The sequence below is a fragment of the uncultured Agrobacterium sp. genome, from assembly GCF_913777885.1.
Classification (GTDB): Bacteria; Pseudomonadota; Alphaproteobacteria; order Rhizobiales; family Rhizobiaceae; genus Agrobacterium.
In genome coordinates this window covers 96243-114282 of the sequence record NZ_CAJYTV010000013.1, presented here as the reverse complement: position 1 = coordinate 114282, position 18040 = coordinate 96243, and the positions used below count along the sequence as shown (strand labels likewise).

The 18040-nt window shown below is 56.4% G+C and carries 11 protein-coding genes and 1 pseudogene; 6 read left to right on the top strand and 6 right to left on the bottom strand.

Annotation, left to right across the window (positions count from 1 at the left end; genetic code table 11):
* Positions 1-43: 43 nt before the first annotated feature.
* The 3 genes and pseudogenes from QZ869_RS12840 to QZ869_RS21800 form a co-directional block, all read left to right on the top strand.
* Complete coding sequence (locus QZ869_RS12840; RefSeq protein ID WP_296019025.1) at positions 44-2137, top strand: bifunctional rhamnulose-1-phosphate aldolase/short-chain dehydrogenase; 2094 nt, start codon at positions 44-46, stop codon at positions 2135-2137.
* Positions 2138-2289: 152 nt separating this feature from the next.
* On the top strand, positions 2290-3582 hold the full coding sequence (gene rhaI, locus QZ869_RS12835) for an L-rhamnose catabolism isomerase (protein WP_296105226.1): 1293 nt from the start codon (positions 2290-2292) through the stop codon (positions 3580-3582).
* Between the two features lie 415 nt (positions 3583-3997).
* Positions 3998-4105: pseudogene (locus QZ869_RS21800) on the top strand (carbohydrate ABC transporter permease); the annotation flags it as partial.
* A 150-nt stretch (positions 4106-4255) separates the two neighbouring features.
* Here the strand turns inward: QZ869_RS21800 and QZ869_RS12830 are convergent.
* The 3 genes from QZ869_RS12830 to QZ869_RS12820 form a co-directional block, all read right to left on the bottom strand.
* Positions 4256-7447 (bottom strand): efflux RND transporter permease subunit, encoded by a 3192-nt coding sequence (locus QZ869_RS12830; protein WP_296105224.1) that lies wholly within the window; start codon positions 7445-7447, stop codon positions 4256-4258.
* A gap of 122 nt (positions 7448-7569) precedes the next feature.
* On the bottom strand, positions 7570-8760 hold the full coding sequence (locus tag QZ869_RS12825) for an efflux RND transporter periplasmic adaptor subunit (protein ID WP_296038658.1): 1191 nt from the start codon (positions 8758-8760) through the stop codon (positions 7570-7572).
* Between the two features lie 50 nt (positions 8761-8810).
* Positions 8811-9608 (bottom strand): alpha/beta hydrolase, encoded by a 798-nt coding sequence (locus tag QZ869_RS12820; protein WP_296038659.1) that lies wholly within the window; start codon positions 9606-9608, stop codon positions 8811-8813.
* A gap of 135 nt (positions 9609-9743) precedes the next feature.
* On the opposite strand from QZ869_RS12820, the gene QZ869_RS12815 reads away from it, so the two are divergent.
* Positions 9744-10655 (top strand): LysR family transcriptional regulator, encoded by a 912-nt coding sequence (locus QZ869_RS12815; RefSeq protein ID WP_296038660.1) that lies wholly within the window; start codon positions 9744-9746, stop codon positions 10653-10655.
* 215 nt (positions 10656-10870) lie between these two features.
* Here QZ869_RS12815 and QZ869_RS12810 read toward each other — a convergent pair whose 3' ends face one another.
* Positions 10871-14260: a DEAD/DEAH box helicase gene (locus tag QZ869_RS12810; RefSeq protein ID WP_296105222.1), complete on the bottom strand. Its 3390-nt coding sequence runs from the start codon at positions 14258-14260 to the stop codon at positions 10871-10873.
* 340 nt (positions 14261-14600) lie between these two features.
* Here QZ869_RS12810 and QZ869_RS12805 point away from each other — a divergent pair, with 340 nt between their 5' ends.
* Positions 14601-15920, top strand: a complete 1320-nt coding sequence (locus QZ869_RS12805) for a hypothetical protein (protein ID WP_296105220.1) — start codon at positions 14601-14603, stop codon at positions 15918-15920.
* Positions 15917-16705: a hypothetical protein gene (locus QZ869_RS12800; protein ID WP_296105219.1), complete on the top strand. Its 789-nt coding sequence runs from the start codon at positions 15917-15919 to the stop codon at positions 16703-16705. Before QZ869_RS12805 ends, QZ869_RS12800 begins: the two co-directional genes overlap by 4 nt.
* A 440-nt stretch (positions 16706-17145) precedes the next feature.
* Here the strand turns inward: QZ869_RS12800 and QZ869_RS12795 are convergent, their stop codons facing one another.
* Positions 17146-17493, bottom strand: a complete 348-nt coding sequence (locus QZ869_RS12795) for a DUF3140 domain-containing protein (RefSeq protein ID WP_296105218.1) — start codon at positions 17491-17493, stop codon at positions 17146-17148.
* On the bottom strand, positions 17490-17945 hold the full coding sequence (locus QZ869_RS12790; RefSeq protein ID WP_296105217.1) for a pyridoxamine 5'-phosphate oxidase family protein: 456 nt from the start codon (positions 17943-17945) through the stop codon (positions 17490-17492). Before QZ869_RS12790 ends, QZ869_RS12795 begins: the two co-directional genes overlap by 4 nt.
* Positions 17946-18040: the final 95 nt, after the last annotated feature.

The following is an 18040-nucleotide window of genomic DNA, read 5'->3' as shown; positions in this document are numbered from 1 at the left end:
TCCTTTGAGAGACTCGCGACAATCGATGTGGGAGGATACTGCGATGGGACAAACCCGTCTTCTCGAAAATCGCTGGGACGATGCTTATGCAGCGACGCTGGATGAGCCGGGAAAGCTGCTCTATCGCTCCAACCTGCTCGGCGCAGACAAGCGGATCACCAATTACGGTGGCGGCAATACTTCTGCCAAAGTCTGGGAGACCGACCCGCTCACCGGCAATAAAGTCCGTGTCATGTGGGTCAAGGGATCTGGCGGCGATGTCGGCACGATCAGGCTTGACGGTTTCGCCACCCTCTACATGGAGAAGCTGGAAGCGCTGAAGGGCATTTACCGCGGCGTAGAAGATGAAGACCGTATGGTCGGCTTCCTCCCCCATTGCACGTTCAATCTCAATCCGCGCGCCGCCTCCATCGATACGCCACTGCATGGCTTCGTTCCCTTCGATCATGTCGATCACATGCATCCCGACGCAATCATTGCCATTGCGGCCTCGAAAAACTCCCGTGAACTGACAAAGGAAGTTTTTGGCAGCGATATCGGCTGGCTACCGTGGCGTCGCCCCGGCTTCCAGCTCGGTCTCGATCTTGAAGCTTTCGTCAAGGCAAACCCTGATGCCAAGGGCGTTGTGCTGGAAAGCCATGGCTTGTTCACGTGGGATAATGATGCAAAGGCCTGCTACGAGCTGACGCTTTCGATCATCAACAAGGCGATCGAATGGTTCGCCGCCAAGACCGAAGGCAAGACGATTTTCGGCGGTGCAGTCGCGAGCGCCCTCCCCAAGGAAGAGCGGCGGGCGATCGCCGCGCGCCTCATGCCGGAAATTCGGGGACGCATCGGGAAGGACGAACGCAAGCTCGGCCATTTCGACGATCAGGATGCGGTGCTGGAGTTTGTCAACTCGAAGGAATTGAAACCGCTCGGCGCGCTTGGAACATCCTGCCCAGACCACTTTCTGCGCACCAAGATCCGGCCCCTTATCCTCGACCTCGATACGTCGAAACCCGATGTCGATGCGCTGCTGGCTGGCCTCGATCAGGCCCTTGAAGACTACCGCGCCGACTACACCCGCTACTACGAGAGCTGCAAACACGCAAATTCGCCGAAGATGCGCGATCCGAATCCGGTCATCTTCCTTATCCCCGGTGTGGGTATGTTCTCTTTTGCCAAGGACAAGGCAACGGCTCGTATTGCCGGTGAGTTCTACGTCAACGCCATCAACGTGATGCGTGGCGCCTCCGCCGTTTCGGAGTACCAGGGACTGCCGGAACAGGAAGCCTTCGACATCGAATACTGGCTACTGGAAGAAGCAAAGCTTCAGCGCATGCCGAAGCCGAAGAGCTTGGCCGGGAGGGTGGCATTCATCACCGGTGGCGCCGGAGGTATCGGCCGGGCCACGGCAGAGCGGCTTGCAAGCGAGGGTGCATGCGTCGTCCTTGCCGATATCGATGAAGGTGCACTCGACAACACAAAGGGTGATTTCGAAAAGAGGTTCAGCGCTGATGCCGTTCGTACGGTCAAGCTGGACGTCACGCAGGAAGATGCCGTCCTTCGGGCGTTCGCCGAGGCGACCGTCGAGTTTGGCGGCATCGATATCCTTGTTTCCAATGCGGGCATTGCTTCGTCTGCACCGGTCGAAGACACCACACTTGCCATGTGGAACAAGAATATCGACATTCTTGCAACGGGCTATTTCCTCGTGTCGCGAGAAGCCTTCCGTCTATTCCGACGTCAGAAGCTCGGTGGAAATGTCGTGTTCGTCGCGTCTAAGAACGGGCTGGCATCTTCACCCAACGCATCTGCCTATTGCACGGCGAAGGCCGCAGAAATCCATCTTGCCCGCTGCCTGGCGCTTGAAGGCGCTGATGCCGGCATTCGCGTGAATACGGTCAACCCCGATGCGGTTCTGCGTGGCTCGAAGATCTGGAACGGCGAGTGGCGCGAGCAGCGCGCGGCATCCTCCAAGATCGAAGTGGACGATCTGGAAGAACATTACCGCAAGCGCTCCATGCTGAAGCTGAACGTCTTCCCGGAAGATATTGCCGAGGCAATCTACTTCCTGGCCTCGGACGCCTCCGCAAAATCGACGGGTAACATTATCAATGTCGATGCTGGCAACGCCCAGAGCTTCACGCGCTGACGCTAAAACGCCCGCCTGTTAACGCGCGGGCGTCTCTCAGATGAGACCGATACGTTCAAAAGAGCAAGTTCCACAATCGAGCTCCGGTCCTGCGCGCCAAGAATAATGACGGTGCGGGCAGTTTGAAAAAAGTGGTGCAGAGGGAGGATGAAATGACGGAACTTAGGATTGCCGCCGATGTGGTCGGTCGCGAAAACGAGAAGCGCGCGAAGGCTCATGAGGCCGACTATTCGGCTCTCGGTGAACATCTGTCGCGCCGCAATATCGATATCCATGCAATTACCGCCAAGGTCGCAGAATTTTTCGTCGCCGTTCCCTCCTGGGGGGTCGGCACCGGTGGGACCCGCTTTGCACGATTTCCGGGCCTGGGTGAACCACGCGGTATCTTCGACAAGCTGGACGACTGTGCCGTCATCAACCAGCTGACGGCTGCCACGCCGACCGTCTCTCTCCACATCCCATGGGATAAGGAAGATCCTGCAAGGCTGAAATCGCACGCCGACGCCCTTGGCCTCGGCTTCGATGCGATGAATTCTAATACCTTCTCCGACGGTGCGGATCAGCAGCATTCCTACAAATATGGCTCGTTGAGCCACACGGATGCTGCAACGCGCCAGCAGGCCGTCGAGCACAACATCGAATGCATCGAGATCGGTAGAGCACTTGGTTCCAAAGCCCTGACCGTCTGGATCGGCGACGGCTCGAATTTCCCAGGCCAAAGCAATTTCACCAAAAGCTTCGAGCGCTACCTTGCCGGGATGGCCGAGATCTACAAGGCTTTGCCGGACGACTGGCGGATTTTCTCCGAACACAAGATGTATGAGCCCGCCTTTTACTCGACCGTGGTGCAAGACTGGGGCACGAATTACCTGATCGCCAACACGCTGGGTGAGAAGGCCTTCTGCCTTGTCGATCTTGGGCATCATGCACCCAACACCAATATCGAGATGATCGTCGCGCGTCTGATCCAGTTCGGCAAGCTCGGCGGCTTCCACTTCAACGATAGCAAGTATGGCGACGACGATCTCGATGCGGGCGCCATCGAGCCCTATCGCTTGTTCCTCGTCTTCAACGAACTGGTGGATGCAGAGCATCGCGGCGTGAAGCAATTCCACCCCGCCCATATGATCGACCAGTCGCATAATGTGACCGATCCAATCGAAAGCCTGATCTCCAGCGCAAACGAAATTCGCCGGGCCTACGCGCAGGCATTGCTCGTAGACCGCCAGGCGCTCGAAGGGTTCCAGCAGGAGAATGATGCGCTCATGGCGTCCGATACGCTGAAGCGCGCTTATCGCACTGATGTCGAGGCCATTCTTGCTGAAGCACGAAGGAGGGCGGGTGCGGCAATCGACCCGATCGCGACTTACCGCTCCAGCGGCTATCGCACACAGGTTGCAGGTGAGCGGCCCTCACAGCGTGGCGGATCCGGTGGCATTGTCTAGGCATGGCGACATAAGGAACTTCATGATAAACTTGTGCTAAAGGAGTGAGTGAGCGCGACGCAGCTATCATTCGACCGAAACAACCTCATCGTGGCGGATTGCGTGCTCTTCCCGGCATCCTCGACTTCGTTGCCGGCCGACTACTGCCACTCCCCGGATCCCTCATCGCCACCCGTCGCCCAAGGTTCTACATCTTTCGCGAAGTCGGCGCCGGGGATGGTGACGTCAGGCCGAATGGGCATCGCTTTCAATGATGGTAGGCGTTCCAAAACGCTTGGTCATCTCGCCGGCAAAATCGATGTTGACTTCGGCAGTACTGATCTGAATCAGACCTTTCCGGTGCGGTGCTCGATCACGCCGGGAAGGCCGGCAAGCCCCGTCGGCATCCTTGAGCGAAAACCCTGCATCGATAATGCTTGGAGGCTTCAAGGCGCTCGGTGCTCTGCCTCTCAATCCCTTCAGTGTGTCAACTGAATGGCAGGGGGCGAACGACGAAGATATCCTGCTTGGAAAGCGCTACTGGCCGGGCACTTTGTCTGAATGTTCGCGGCGCGTGCAGTTGTCACGAGCGCCGGGCAGTCTTGTTGCCAGACCGTTATCAGGTGACCGGAATTTAGTAAAAATCCCCGGAATGATCGCATCTTTCCGGGGATTTGTGTGACATGCCGCAATTTCAGACGGCTTCGCTCATCTTATAGTCTGTGTTGGCAGGCTCCTCCTTATGCTGGACCAGCGGTCGGTTGCCCGAAAGTCTGCGGACGAGGACGTAGAAGACAGGCGTCATGAAGATGCCGAAGAATGTGACGCCGATCATGCCGGAAAACACCGCAACGCCCATGGCCGCGCGCATTTCCGCCCCTGCGCCAGTGGAAATGACCAAGGGTACTACGCCCATGATGAAGGCGAGCGATGTCATCAGGATGGGACGGAGGCGAAGTCGGCTTGCCTCGATTGCGGCAGCGACAGGTGAGCGTCCTTCGAACTCCAACTCCCGCGCAAATTCAACGATCAGGATGGCATTCTTTGCCGAGAGCCCGACGAGGACGATGAGCCCGATCTGGGTGAAGATGTTGTTGTCCCCGCCCGTCAACCAGACACCCGTCATGGCCGCAAGCACGCCCATTGGCACGATCATGATAATCGCGAGCGGCAGAGTGAGGCTTTCATACTGCGCAGCCAGTACGAGATAGACCAGCAGCAACGCCAGTGGAAAAACGAGAAAGCCTGAGCTTCCGGCCAAAATCTGCTGGTAGGTCAGATCCGTCCACTCGAAGGAGATGCCCGAGGGCAGCGTTTCGCTTGCGATGCGTTCGATGGCGGCCTGGGCTTCGCCGGAGGAGAAGCCAGGGGCCGGGCCGCCATTGATGTCGGCCGAAAGAAAGCCATTATACCGTGTCGTCCGCTCTGGTCCCGTCGTGGCATCCACCTTTAGCAGTGCGGACAAGGGGATCATCTGACCGTTGGATGACCGGACCTTCAAATGACCGATATCTTCCGGTTGGGAGCGGAATTGAGCATCTGCCTGCAGGCGAACGCTGTAGGTGCGACCAAATGCGTTGAAGTCATTTACGTAAAGAGAGCCTAGATAAATCTGAAGCGTCTCGAAAACGTCCGTCACGGAGACACCCAACTGCTCGGCCTTGGCGCGATCGAGATCTGCATAGAGCTGGGGCACGTTGATCTGGAAGCTGGAGAACAAGCCGGCCAGTTCGGGTGTCTGATAGGCTTTCCCGAGAAAGGCCTTCGTGACCTCGTCAAGCGTCTGATAGCCAAAGCCCGCACGGTCCTCGATCTGCATTTTGAAGCCGCCGGTGGTGCCGAGTCCGTTGACGGGCGGTGGCGGGAACATGGCGATGAACGCGTCCTGGATAGCGCCGAATTTCTGGTTGAGGGCCATGGCAATGGCGCCGCCGGAGAGGTCCGCTGTCTTGCGTTGCTCAAACGGGCTCAATGCAACGAAGACGACACCCGCGTTTGAGCTGTTCGTGAAGCCGTTGATGGACAGGCCAGGGAATGCAATCGCATGCTCCACGCCTGGCTGCTGCATGGCGATGTCACTCATACGTTTGATGACGTCTTCCGTGCGGTCCAGACTTGCGGCATCCGGCAACTGGGCAAAACCGATCAAGTACTGTTTGTCCTGCGCGGGGACGAAGCCGCCGGGGACTGCACTGAACACGCCATATGTAGCACCGGCGAGAGCCAGATAGACGACCATTACAATGCTTTTGCGGTTGAGCAAGCCACCGACGCTTTTACCGTAGCCGTTGGACGCTGCGCCAAAAGCGCGGTTAAAGCCACGGAAGAAGCCACCGAACAGCTTGTCCATGCCACGGGTCAACCAATCCTTCGACGCATGGTGATCCTTCAGCAGAAGAGCAGCGAGCGCAGGGGATAAGGTCAAGGAATTGATGGCTGAGATGACCGTAGAAATCGCGATGGTAAGCGCGAACTGACGGTAGAATTGTCCCGAAAGGCCCGAGATGAAGGCAAGCGGGACGAAAACCGCCACAAGTACCAGCGCGATCGCTATGATCGGACCGGACACCTCCCTCATGGCGCGATAGGTGGCATCGCGTGGCGACAGGCCGTTTTCAATGTTTCGCTCGACATTCTCCACGACGACAATAGCGTCATCCACGACAATGCCGATCGCAAGAACAAGCCCAAACAGGCTGAGCGCATTGATCGAAAAGCCGAAGACATACATGACCGCGAAGGTGCCGATGATCGATACGGGAACGGCAATCAGCGGGATAATCGAGGCACGCCATGTCTGCAGAAAGAGAATGACGACGATTACGACGAGCGCGATGGCCTCGAGCAGCGTGTCGATAACCTTGTCAATGGAAGCGCGGACAAACTGCGTGGTGTCGTAGACGATTTCATATTTTACACCGTCAGGCATAGCCTTTTGCAGATCCTGCATGGTTGAAGCGACCTGGTCGGAAATGGTGATGGCGTTGGAGCCGGGGGCCTGGAAGACCGGGATCGCCACGGCGGATTCGCCGTCAAGGAGCGAACGCAGAGCATAATCCGCGGCACCGAGTTCAACACGCGCGACGTCACGCAGACGGGTGATTTCACCGTTCGTGCCGCTCTTGACGATAATATTGCCGAATTCTTCCGGAGTGGAAAGGCGGCCCTGAGCGTTGACATTCAGCTGCAGATCGACGCCGTTCGGGCTTGGAGAAGCACCAATGGTGCCAGCCGCCGCCTGAACATTCTGTTCGCGGATCGCATTGCTGATATCGCTCGCCGCAAGATCATGCTCGGCGGCCCTCTGAGGATCGATCCAGACTCGCATGGAGTAATCCCCCGCGCCGAAGATCTGGACTTGTCCGACACCCTCGATGCGGGCCAGCCTGTCCTTGATGTTGAGAACGGCATAGTTGCGCAGATAGGTGAGGTCGTAGCGGTTGCCCGGGGACACGAGATGCACGACCATCATCAGGTCAGGCGAGCTTTTGACCGTGGAGACGCCAAGGCTTCTTACTTCCGCGGGCAGGCGCGGCTCGCCTTGCGAGACGCGGTTTTGTACCAATTGCTGCGCCTTGTCCGGATCCGTTCCCAGCTTGAAGGTGACGGTCAGTGTCATGACGCCATCCGAAGTTGCCTGGCTGGACATGTACAGCATGTCCTCGACGCCGTTGATCTGCTCCTCTAGTGGCGTTGCCACAGTCTCTGCGATGACCTTTGGGTTCGCACCCGGATAAGTGGCGCGGACGACGATGGATGGTGGTACGACTTCCGGATATTCAGAAATCGGCAGCGCGCGCATGCCAATGAGGCCGGCGATAACGATGAGGACCGATAGGACCCCAGCAAAGACTGGACGGTCGACAAAAAATCTGGAGATGTTCATGGGTTTGCCCTCTCCTGGTGAAAATTGGATGCAAAAGATCTTTCCGGTGACGTTTCGCCACCAGTCGAAGGTCTTTCTGTTGTTACTGGCTCTAGGCGGACCGGGACGATCCGCCGGATCGACTATTGCGCGACGGCGACCTTGTCTTCGGCCTGCGGAGCGACGATGGCACCCGGCCGTATGCGCTGCAGACCGTTGACGACGATCCGGTCACCTGCGGCAAGACCGCTCTCAACGACCCGCATGCCCTCGTCCGAGGGACCAGGCTTGATCTGCCGGTAGCCCACCTTGTTTTGGCTATCGACGACGAACACGAACTTCTTGTCCTGATCGGTGCCAATGGCGCGGTCTGTGATGACGATACGTCGCTCCGATTTCGGCTCGCCGAGGCGAACACGTACAAACTGGCCAGGGATGAGGTGCCCGTCAGTATTGGCGAAGACCGCACGCACTCCGATCGTTCCGCTGGCGCCATCGACCTGGTTGTCGATCAGGTGGAGCGTGCCTTTGATCGGCGTACCCTCATCGGCAAGCGTTCCAACCTCTACCGGGATCTGCTCAAGCGGCTGGACTGCGCCGTGCGATGTCGGAAGCTGCGACAAGGCTTTGGAAACGACCTCTTCGCTTGCATTGAAGCTCGCATAGATAGGATCTACCGACACGAGCGTGGTAAGCGCGGGAGAGGCAGACCCGGCGGCAACCAGATTACCCACAGTGATATCAAGCTTGCCAACGCGTCCCGAAATCGGCGCGCGAAGTTGCGTGTAGCTCAGATCGAGCTGCGCGGTTGTCAGGGCTGCGCGGGCCGCCCGCAGTTGCGCCTCTGCTTCTGCAACATTGCTCTGACGCTGGTCGAGGTCGCTCTGCGAAATGGTGCGATTGTCGGATAGGCGTTGGCCACGCTCGAGTTCGGTTTTGGCGAGATCAACTTTTGCTTCCGCTGAGGCTACTTGTGCTTCTGCTCCCGCGACTGCTGCCTGATAGGGTGCCGGATCGATAGTAAAGAGCAGGTCGCCCGTCTTTACCAGCGCGCCCTCCCGGAAGTGGACCGCTTGAAGCTGGCCCGCAACACGGGAGCGGATCTGAACTCGCTCGACAGCTTCCAGCCGACCGGAAAACTGCTCCCAGTGGGTGATGTCGCGGTCTTTCACCACCGCAACAGTGACAGGGATTGCAGGCGCGGGCGCCTCTGGTGCTGCGGCCACCGCGCCGGTGCTCACAGGAAGATCGAATAGCAATGCCGCTGCTGCAACAGACATAGCAAGGCCGATACCGGCACCCGTAAGGGCGCGGCGCTTGTTCTTGAGCGTCATGGGATACTCCTTGGCTTCATAAGGAAGCTGATCAGTGATTGTCTTTAATGCTAATGCTTGAGGTCTTGAACAAACCCCGAAAATTCATCGCAAACCGCCGAAAGCCATTTGCCACCTTCACATCGATAAAGCCCCGTCCAGCCGGAACCTGAGGGGAAAACATGCAGCCTGACAACTATTCCTGCATCCCGCAGCCGACTGGCATAATTGATAGTCTCGTCACGCAGAGGATCATCTTCTGCGGTAAAAATCATGGCTGGAGCCACACGGCCCAGCCTCGTACACAGACATGGTGCCGCGTAGGGATGCGCCGCCCCACAGGCTTTGCCCAAATATCTGCTCCAGCCTTCTGCCCAGCGTTGCCGCATGCCGATCCTGTCTGCATCTCTCATCGATATCGATGCCATAAGCGGATCGATCATCGGCGACAGAAGGATTTGCCCAGCGAGTTTTCCCGGCATACGATCCCGCGCCTTTAGCGCCAACCCTGCAGCAACATTGCCACCTGCTTCTTCGCCCGCAACGAACAGCAGAGATTTGGCGCTGCCATACTGCTTTCGGCTGTTGCTTAAGCAATTAAGCGCTACAAAAGCACGATCGATCACCGCGGGGAACTCATTGGACGAGCCAGTGCTATAGTCCGCCTCGATAACGACGGCACCGCTACTGGCCAGCGCTTTTGCAACAGGCAGTTCCGCTGGCTCGGCCTTATCTTCAAGGAAAGAGCCGCCCCTTAGATAAAGGACCAACGGAGGCGTACGAACTTTCCCCTCAGCACTGTACACGCGCACGGAGACAGGCGGGCTCGCTGTGCAGCTCATCTCGATCGTGTGCCATCGGCTGTCCATCTTTCATCCTTCAGAGGAGATCGCTTCCTCTCTTGTAGTGATTTCGAATATTGATATATTGTTCGGTGTAAGTCGCGCAAGCGCGCAAAATCGAAAACACTATTCCAAATTCGTGGATAATCTGTGGGGGATGACATGGATCAGTTGGCGGCGATGCGCGTATTTGCAAGGGTGGTGGAGACGGGAAACTTCACCAAGGCAGCCAACGCTCTCAATATTCCGAAGACCACCGTGACGAATATGGTCCAAGGGCTTGAAGCACATCTGCGCACTACCTTGCTGAACCGCACGACGCGGCGCGTGATGGTGACGACTGACGGCGCTCTCTACTATGAGAGAGCCACTCAGATATTGGCGGAGATCGATGAACTGGATGGCAGTGTCTCAAACGCCAACGTACAACCTTCGGGTCGCCTGCGTGTTGAAATGTCTGGAATGTTTGCAGATGAGATCATTATTCCCAACCTGTGTGATTTCCATCAGCGCTTCCCGCAAATCAGGCTCGATATCGGGGTCGGAGACCGCCTTGTGGACTACATAGCCGAAAATGTTGATTGTGCCTTGCGCGTGGGAACACTGCGCGATCAGTCGCTTATTGCCAGGAAGGTTTCCGAACTCAGTTTCCTCACGGTCGCTTCGCCTGCTTATATCGAACGCTTCGGCATGCCCCAGGCGCCAGAAGATCTTGAGGTCGACCATCACTGTGTTGGATATCTGAATGCCAATGCGGGCCAAGTCATGAGCATGGCCTTCGACAATGGTATCCGTTCAGTCGAAATCAATCCGCGCTACATTGTCTCGGCGAATGATGCGCGCACTTATCAGCATGCCGTTTTTGCCGGAATGGGAATTGGACAATTGGTGCCATTCGCGATCCGAGAGGAAATGAGGCAGGGGCAGCTGGTTCGCGTGTTGCCGGAATGGAAAAGCGAAGCCATGCCGATCTACATCGTCTATCCACAAACGCGCCACGTCACCAACAAGGTTCGCGTATTCGTGGACTGGGTGGCAAAGCTCCTGAACAAAAACGCACTGGGAAGTTTGTGAGCGGTATCACTACGATCACCATCGATTGCCTGGCAGGCGCTTGAAGCTAAAAAATCGCAGGTCTTCGATCATACCGCGTTGTCTGGTGTGGATAATTCAGTTCTGCGCCCGAGATATAAAGCGGCTTGGGAGGAGACTGATCGCCTTTTCGTTTCTGCTGGAGCATCCTTTGTGCGTTTTAAGCGATGCACAAAGGGTGCTCCATCTTCTTTAAACTACGTAACGTGCTTTCTGGAAAATCGTGTTCGATTTTCGAGCCGTTGGCGTAGAGCTTTTCCCGCTTGCGAGAGAAAATCCTCGAAATACTTCAATCGTTCATCACTATTGTGACTAGCAATCTCGAAGATAATTCGGTCCTCGGTGCGGCGACCGGCGAACTCTTTCACCAAAAGCGCGATTGCCTTGGCTGGCGCTTTTGCAGTGACGTTCAAGGCCAGTGCCTTCGGGCCAGCTTCAAGCCTGGAGAAGCCCAGCCGTGCTGCGGTAAGCTGAAGCCGAGTCGTGCGTAGAAGAAGCAAGACCTGTGGCGGTGGTTCACCGAAGCGATCTTCGAACTCCGCTTCAAGATCATCTACTGCGCTCAGATCAGACGCTCGAGAAAGCTTTGCATAAAGATTAAGCCTCGTCGCCGGATCCGCCACATATGCTTCCGGTATTGTTCCTGACGCGTCGAGTTGTAGAACCGTTCGTTGAAGAAAAGGGGGAGGGCGCTTGGTGAGGTCTGCGACCGCAGCGGCCAAGAGCTTCTGGTAAAATCCGACACCGAGCACCCGCATATGACCGGCTTGATCATCGCCGGCCATGTCGCCGCCGCCACGCAGATCAAGATCGCGCAGGCTGATCGCCAAGCCGGACCCAAGCCGGTCACCTTCAATAAGGGCGGTAAGTCTGGAGGACGTATCGTCGTCCAACTCCGCATGCTCATCCGTCAAAAGAGTGACGTGGCCTTGCGCACCTGAACGACCAACGCGGCCACGCAGTTGATGGAGTTGTGCAAGTCCGAAACGCTCCGGGTTAAATATGAACATGGTGTTGGCTCGTGGTATATCGAGCCCGTTTTCAATAATATTCGTCGCGAGTAGTATGTCCCCGTCACCTGCTGCAAAGCTGACAACGGTCTCATCTATTAGCGCTGCAGGCATCTTTCCGTGTGCTACTTTGACCGACAGCTCCGGAACAGCCGTCTCAAGTAGTCGTTGGATCGCATCTATGTCCTCGATACGAGGCACGACGACAAAACTTTGCCCGCCGCGGCGGTGTTCCCTCATCAGTCCCGCTCTAATTGAGGCATTATCTACCGCAGTGATAGAGGTTCGCACCGCTCGCCGTTTCGATGGCGCTGTTGTGAGAAGGCTGACCTCCTGAACGCCGACCATTGCCGACTGCAGAGTGCGCGGAATTGGTGTTGCCGACATCATCAGGGTGTGAAGCGAAGGCGCGAGCTTCGTCATGGCTCTCTTTTCCCTCAGGCCGAAGCGATGCTCTTCGTCCACAATCAACAAACCAAGCTTTGCAAATCGTACATCCTTCGCAAAGATCGCCTGTGTCGCCACGATCACGCCCAGCTTCCCTCCCGCCAGAGCCGCTTTCGTTTGCTTGGCTTCAGCAGGCTTAAGAAGGCGCGACAGCATGCCGACCGAAATGCCCGTACCCCTAAAGCGTTGCTCGAACGTGTGAAAATGCTGGCGTGCCAGCACAGTGGTGGGAGCGATAACGACAACCTGCGCACCGCAGAGAGCCACAGCGGCCGCTGCTCGTAAAGCCACCTCTGTTTTTCCGAAGCCGACGTCTCCGCAAACAAGACGGTTCGTGACGCGTCCTGACCCGAAATCAGAAAGGACGTCACGGATTGCGCTGGCTTGATCGCGGGTTTCGACAAAGCGGAAGCGACGGGTGAAGGCCGTGAATTGCGCACGTGGAGGGACGAACTTTTCCGCTTCTAATTCCCGCCTCTCTTTTGCAACCTTCGAGAGATGGCGCGCAGTGAAAGCGATATCCTCGGCGATCTTCTGGCGTCTTTTGCTCCAAGCCTCGGTATAAAGGCGATCGAGTGACACGGCGTCGGGCTCGGAACCGTAACGCCAGAGCTTGTCGAACTCCTGCATGGGCACGAGGATTGAATCACCATCGCGATACTCCAGTCGAGCGGCGTCGCGTGGTACATCCTCGACGATGATGGTCTCTAGCTCCTTAAGGACCCCAATGCCGTGATCTTCATGAACGACAACGTCGCCGATCCGAAGCTCGGGCTCCGATAGCAAATCGTTGGGATTTTCGGCAGACGATCCGCCGGGCGCTGCAATGACGACGATGTTAAGCGATTGATCGCAAAATCCCTCTTGTAGCAAACAGCTGCTTTTAAGCAGGCTACCCGGCTTGGCTTCCAACAAATCGCTCCATTGAACGAAAGAATCGGTCTTGAATTTTGCGGCATTCTCCAATCGCCGATAAAAAGTTTCTGCGCTCTTTCCTTCGCCAGCAACCAGAACTTTCTTCTCCTGCTGCAATGCCTCCCGTGCAAATTTTGTAGCCAACCTTCCATAGTTAGCCTCATATGTCCGTACCGGCAGGCCGCTGCCTCCTTCGAGGTCCAAGGTCTGTGTTTTGAAACGGTCTACCGCCTGATCCCATTCTTCGCGACTGAGGTAGAGCGAGCGCCGCGGCGAGGTGTTAGTTTCGTCGAGGTCTGCACTGCCCTGATAAGCGTCTGCAATTATCTCCAAACACCGTTCGATCCTCGTATGCATGCCTTGGCCCAGGATCAGGTCTGCGTCGCCAATGAGATCGAACACACTTGCCATGACATCGTAGTGGCTCAGCAGCAAATGCTCGATGTTGCGAGCCGACAGGCGAGTATCTTCGCAATTCTCGGTGGCCCAAACAACTTCCGATGCAGGGCCGATCGACACGTTCTCCAAAGAACTTTCTGTCCGTTGAGATATGCGGTCAAAGCCGTGCAACTCCAGCACTTCGTTATTCTCGCCAAGCACAATTCGCAGTGGACCAGGCGCGCCAGCAGGATAAACATCGATCACGTCCTCATGAAGAGCGAATTCTCCGGGATCGTCCGCAACGCCTTCTTCGGAATATCCATGACGCACGGCAAAATCGATGAACGCGTCGCGATCCAACGTCTTTCCAACTGCCAGCTCAAAGTGCGCTTGCGCGATCACGTGTAATGGCGGAACACGTTGAAGCAATGCCTCCAAAGATGTCAGAAGCAATCGTTGGGCGGATGTCTCATTGGTCCAGAGCCTCAACGCGTCCATTCGTCGTCCCATGGAATGTCGCGAGGGCGGCGCACGATCATACGGCGGGCAGTCCCAAGGCGGGAGGACGACGTGATCTATCGCCGGAAAGAGCGCGCTAATCGTCTGCGCGATGCCGTCTGCCTCTTCCTCATTCCTTGCAATATAACATATCGGCTTGTCCGATCTGCCGAGCCATTCTGCAAGCCTGGTCGCTATGAAAGCGGGCGGTGCCTTCAAAACTCTGCCTGCTTCAAGCTCTATTGTGGGGGCAGCGGCCCTTTTTTCCCGGCGTTTCGTCGCGCTCACGTCCATCGGCATTTCTTTCATTGGCAATTCGACCGTCAGCGCGAACAAAGTTCACCGCAACTTGTTCCGTTGCCAGTACAATACGTGCTTATAGGGCTCAGCCTTCTAGGCGCTTTAAGACAGGAAGCGTCTTGACGAGACGGATACTCTCTCTGCGGGCAGGTCCGTCCTCAATAACATGCCAGTAATGTCATTCAGCTTAGTCCTGCAGGCGCTAGCGAAGACAAAAGCTGAGCGTATTGGTATCAAACTATAAAACTTGCACCATGATGTGCGCCCACCGTCAATCGGATACGATGTGTCGTTGATGCTGCGGTTGCAGTAGCCTTGAATTCGCCGACATTTAAGGTCGTGTTAAGGAATACAGTCCTCTTCCGGAGAAAAATTTATGGCGCTTGGCGCATCGCATCGCTTGCAGGAAAGCCTGGCAGCGGTCGAAACGATGACACGTTTTGCCCTTGCTGTTCTTGCTCTCGCTTCCGGCGTCTACACATATCTCGGTGTACGTAGTATTCTCGACGGCTCGCCAACAGCGATCTTTTTCGCGGCCATCATCTACTCCGCTTCAGTTTCTGTCGGAATCTACGCGTTTTGGACATACATGGCGCGATTTTATCCGCACGTCACCAGCCGTTCCAGCCGCACCGCAATGCTGGCGGTGATGGCCGTTGGCTGCGTCATGATCCTGGCGATGTCGAGCTGGTTGAATGCTGCTGCGCTCGCAGGATCGGCAGCTCTCGAACAGCATCTGGCAGAGACTGTCGAGGATTACACGTCGGATCTGGAGCAGGCACACCAAAACGCGCTGGCTGCACAAAGCCTGCTGCCGGACATTCAACGCGCAAAGGAGCGTTTCGCCCAGCTGGCGTCCTCCGAGCAACAGTCCGGGGCGCTGACGGGCACGACAGGTTCCGGTAGCGTTGTCTCGCTGTTGTCGCAGATGTCTTCGCAACTAAACGAGTTGGAAAACGGCATCAATGCGTCGCGCGAGCAGGTCACCAGCTTGTTCAACGAAGGACAGAAGCGCCTTGAGACCATGCGTGGTCTCGTCTCGGCACCCGGTATTGTCGAACCCCGGGCAGATAAGTTTTCGTCGGAAGCCGTGGCTCTAACCGGCGTAATCACCTCGCTCCAGCAAACCTCTATCGCTCCCTCGATCCGCCGCGCGGCAGATGATCTGTCGCTCGGCTTCATAGCTCCAATCCCGGATGGTGGCGAACAGGATCTCATATCGCGCCAAGATCGGGTGATGGAAACGATCCGCACTTCCGTTGCAGCACAATCAAAGGTGCTGTCCGATGCCGCAGATGAAATTCTATCGCGTTCACCCGTGGCGGAGCGGAGGTTCGTGCCGCTTTCATCGGCGGAAGCCGTTCTGCGCTATGCGTCCGACTTCATTCCTGCATGGGCTGGTGCTATTTCCATCGATCTGTTGCCAGGGGTCATGGTTTTCATCCTTGCTGTCGTGAACGGCGCGATCCGCAGGCAAGAGGAAACGATGCCGCTTGCTCAGAGGATCACAGTGGCAGAGCTGATGCAGGCGCTCGCCATGCAAAAGGCGATCGCCGGAGAAGGCATGTCAGCCAGAGAGGAGCAGGATATCGAAGACGCTCTCGCCAAGGCCGGAGATGAAAAAGACGACGCCGAGGTCAATAACATCACGAGTCTCGGCCTTAACAAAGCACCGCGCAAAGGCCCCACGGCATGAAGCCGGCAACTGCGCTAAAGGCCATGACGAACATCAACGATGGGGTGCTGATGCGCGGCGCCTTCTATCTGCTGCTCGCAGCGGCGGCGACCTTTTTGGTAATTGACATAATAGAGATCAGCGAAGTCGAAGCAGCCCGACCAGGCGTGGAAACAGTCCCGGACGTGCCCACCTTTTTACCGCCGAAGATTGCGCCAGATGCCCCCGGAGCTCCACCGGTTAAACCCTCAAGCCCTGAGGCGGTTCTTCGTAAACCAATGACGTTCAATTTGATTTCGGGCGGAGTGCTCTATGCCGAGGGAACAATCGATCCGGGCGCAGCCGAACGTTTCGCCCACGAGATTGAGGCCCGAGGCGAATACATCAAATTCGTCGCGTTGAACTCGCCGGGAGGTTCGGTCGATGATGCAATCGCGATGTCCAAGCTGATCCGGCAAAAGGCAATCGGTACGAAGATCGACGAGAGGGCGCTTTGTGCCTCATCCTGCCCAATCGTTTTTGCTGGTGGTGTGACGCGAACAGCCGAAAAAGACGCCGTGATAGGCGTGCATCAGGTTTTCAATGGCGGCATCGAGCCTGTTTCACCAGACCAAGCTATGTCCAGTGCTCAGGCCGTCACCGCACGGGTCGCGCGACATCTCGACGAAATGGGTATTGGCGCTGGCTTGTGGATCCATGCGCTGGAGACTCCCCCCAATCAGCTCTACTATCTCACGCCCGAAAAAATGGCGGAATACCGGCTGACCACAAACGCAGCTGCAGTCGTAAAACTGAACCAAGGCTAACACTGATAAGATATATAAATTAGGGTTATGGCACACGATTTCTGTGCCGCCCCGTCTGAAGGCCCACGTAATCTGCGGGTTATGGGTTGAGAAACGGGTTCGATCGCGTTGAGCTTGGTAACCAGTAGTCTTTCGGTATTTTCCGGGCAGGGAGTGTAGTTTGCCTGACGCTATGCAGTCAGATCGGATTTCAAACCTGCGGCAGGTCGTGCATCTGATACGCGCCAGCGGTCGCCCTGCGTGCCATACCAACGAGGGCGTAGTTTCATTCGCCGGAGCTCGCGACATTCCTGCGTGACGCCTGGACGAACGAAGCGTCTGAGCTAACGGCGAAGGACGTGGAAGCAATCAGAAAGCTCGGTAACGCACACTGATTTGAACGCACATTTGGACACGGAGCCTGCTGCCAAAACAGCAGGCTCCTCCGCACCCCAATGACATCAATCTTTGAGTGGATCATGGCCCCAGTTCATGAGCGAGTGCCGCCAGGTGGAATTCTCCACATCTTCTTTGGGTCCGCCTTGGGCCACGTGACGGTGAACATAGCCGATCACCTTCTTCATGTGGGCAAAGTCGTCATTCGTGAGTTCCGATTTTGATTTGTGCTTGATTTCCACGATACGACGACCAGACTTATGACCAACGGTTTCGCTCTTGCCCTCTCCGGACCAGCCAGCTTCCTTGCTTTCTTCAGTCTTTAGCCACTTCTCCAACGCGGATGGTGTCATATTGACGGCGTCGGAAAACTCTTTCCAAATCTTCTCGTGATCGGTCTGCTCGCTACTCACACTGCACCTCTCATGGCGGCACTGCTTGCTCGCTCGATTGTTCCGTTTTCCTCGCCATCCCAGAATTCGATGGTGCCAGCCGATACCTTGATCAGAACGATTCGTGGCGTATCGGCGCCCTGCGGAAACCATCTATCTAGATCGCGCGACCAGTGAGCTTCGAATTGTGACTTGTCTCGAATCAGCCTCGCCTGACCGTTCACAGATATAAAAATTCCGGGCTTGCCGAGCATGCTTGGTGGAGCGGTAAAAGTCAGAGTGACCGACGCGTCTTGCTCGATCTCTCGAACCTTCTTGGTGTCTTCATAGGAGAAGAACCATGAGTCACCGTCATATTCCACATCGCCATTATTGCTCATCGGTCGGCTGTTAATGTGCCCAGCTGGATCGTGCGTGTTGAACATGCAGAAGTCGATCTTGCTGAGCTTTTTAGAAAGCTCTTCCATCTTCATCGGCAAATCCTCGTTTTACATCGTGAATTTCAACCCATGATGACGCTTGAAGTTCCTTCGGATCCGTTCGCGGATCGTTGCAAACTGACGACTTT

Coding starts and splice junctions, on each gene's coding strand:
- QZ869_RS12840 (WP_296019025.1), top strand. CDS start 44: ATGGGACAAACCCGTCTTCTCGAAAATCGCTGGGACGATGCTTATGCA.
- rhaI (WP_296105226.1), top strand. CDS start 2,290: ATGACGGAACTTAGGATTGCCGCCGATGTGGTCGGTCGCGAAAACGAG.
- QZ869_RS12830 (WP_296105224.1), bottom strand. CDS start 7,447: ATGAACATCTCCAGATTTTTTGTCGACCGTCCAGTCTTTGCTGGGGTC.
- QZ869_RS12825 (WP_296038658.1), bottom strand. CDS start 8,760: ATGACGCTCAAGAACAAGCGCCGCGCCCTTACGGGTGCCGGTATCGGC.
- QZ869_RS12820 (WP_296038659.1), bottom strand. CDS start 9,608: ATGGACAGCCGATGGCACACGATCGAGATGAGCTGCACAGCGAGCCCG.
- QZ869_RS12815 (WP_296038660.1), top strand. CDS start 9,744: ATGGATCAGTTGGCGGCGATGCGCGTATTTGCAAGGGTGGTGGAGACG.
- QZ869_RS12805 (WP_296105220.1), top strand. CDS start 14,601: ATGGCGCTTGGCGCATCGCATCGCTTGCAGGAAAGCCTGGCAGCGGTC.
- QZ869_RS12800 (WP_296105219.1), top strand. CDS start 15,917: ATGAAGCCGGCAACTGCGCTAAAGGCCATGACGAACATCAACGATGGG.
- QZ869_RS12790 (WP_296105217.1), bottom strand. CDS start 17,945: ATGAAGATGGAAGAGCTTTCTAAAAAGCTCAGCAAGATCGACTTCTGC.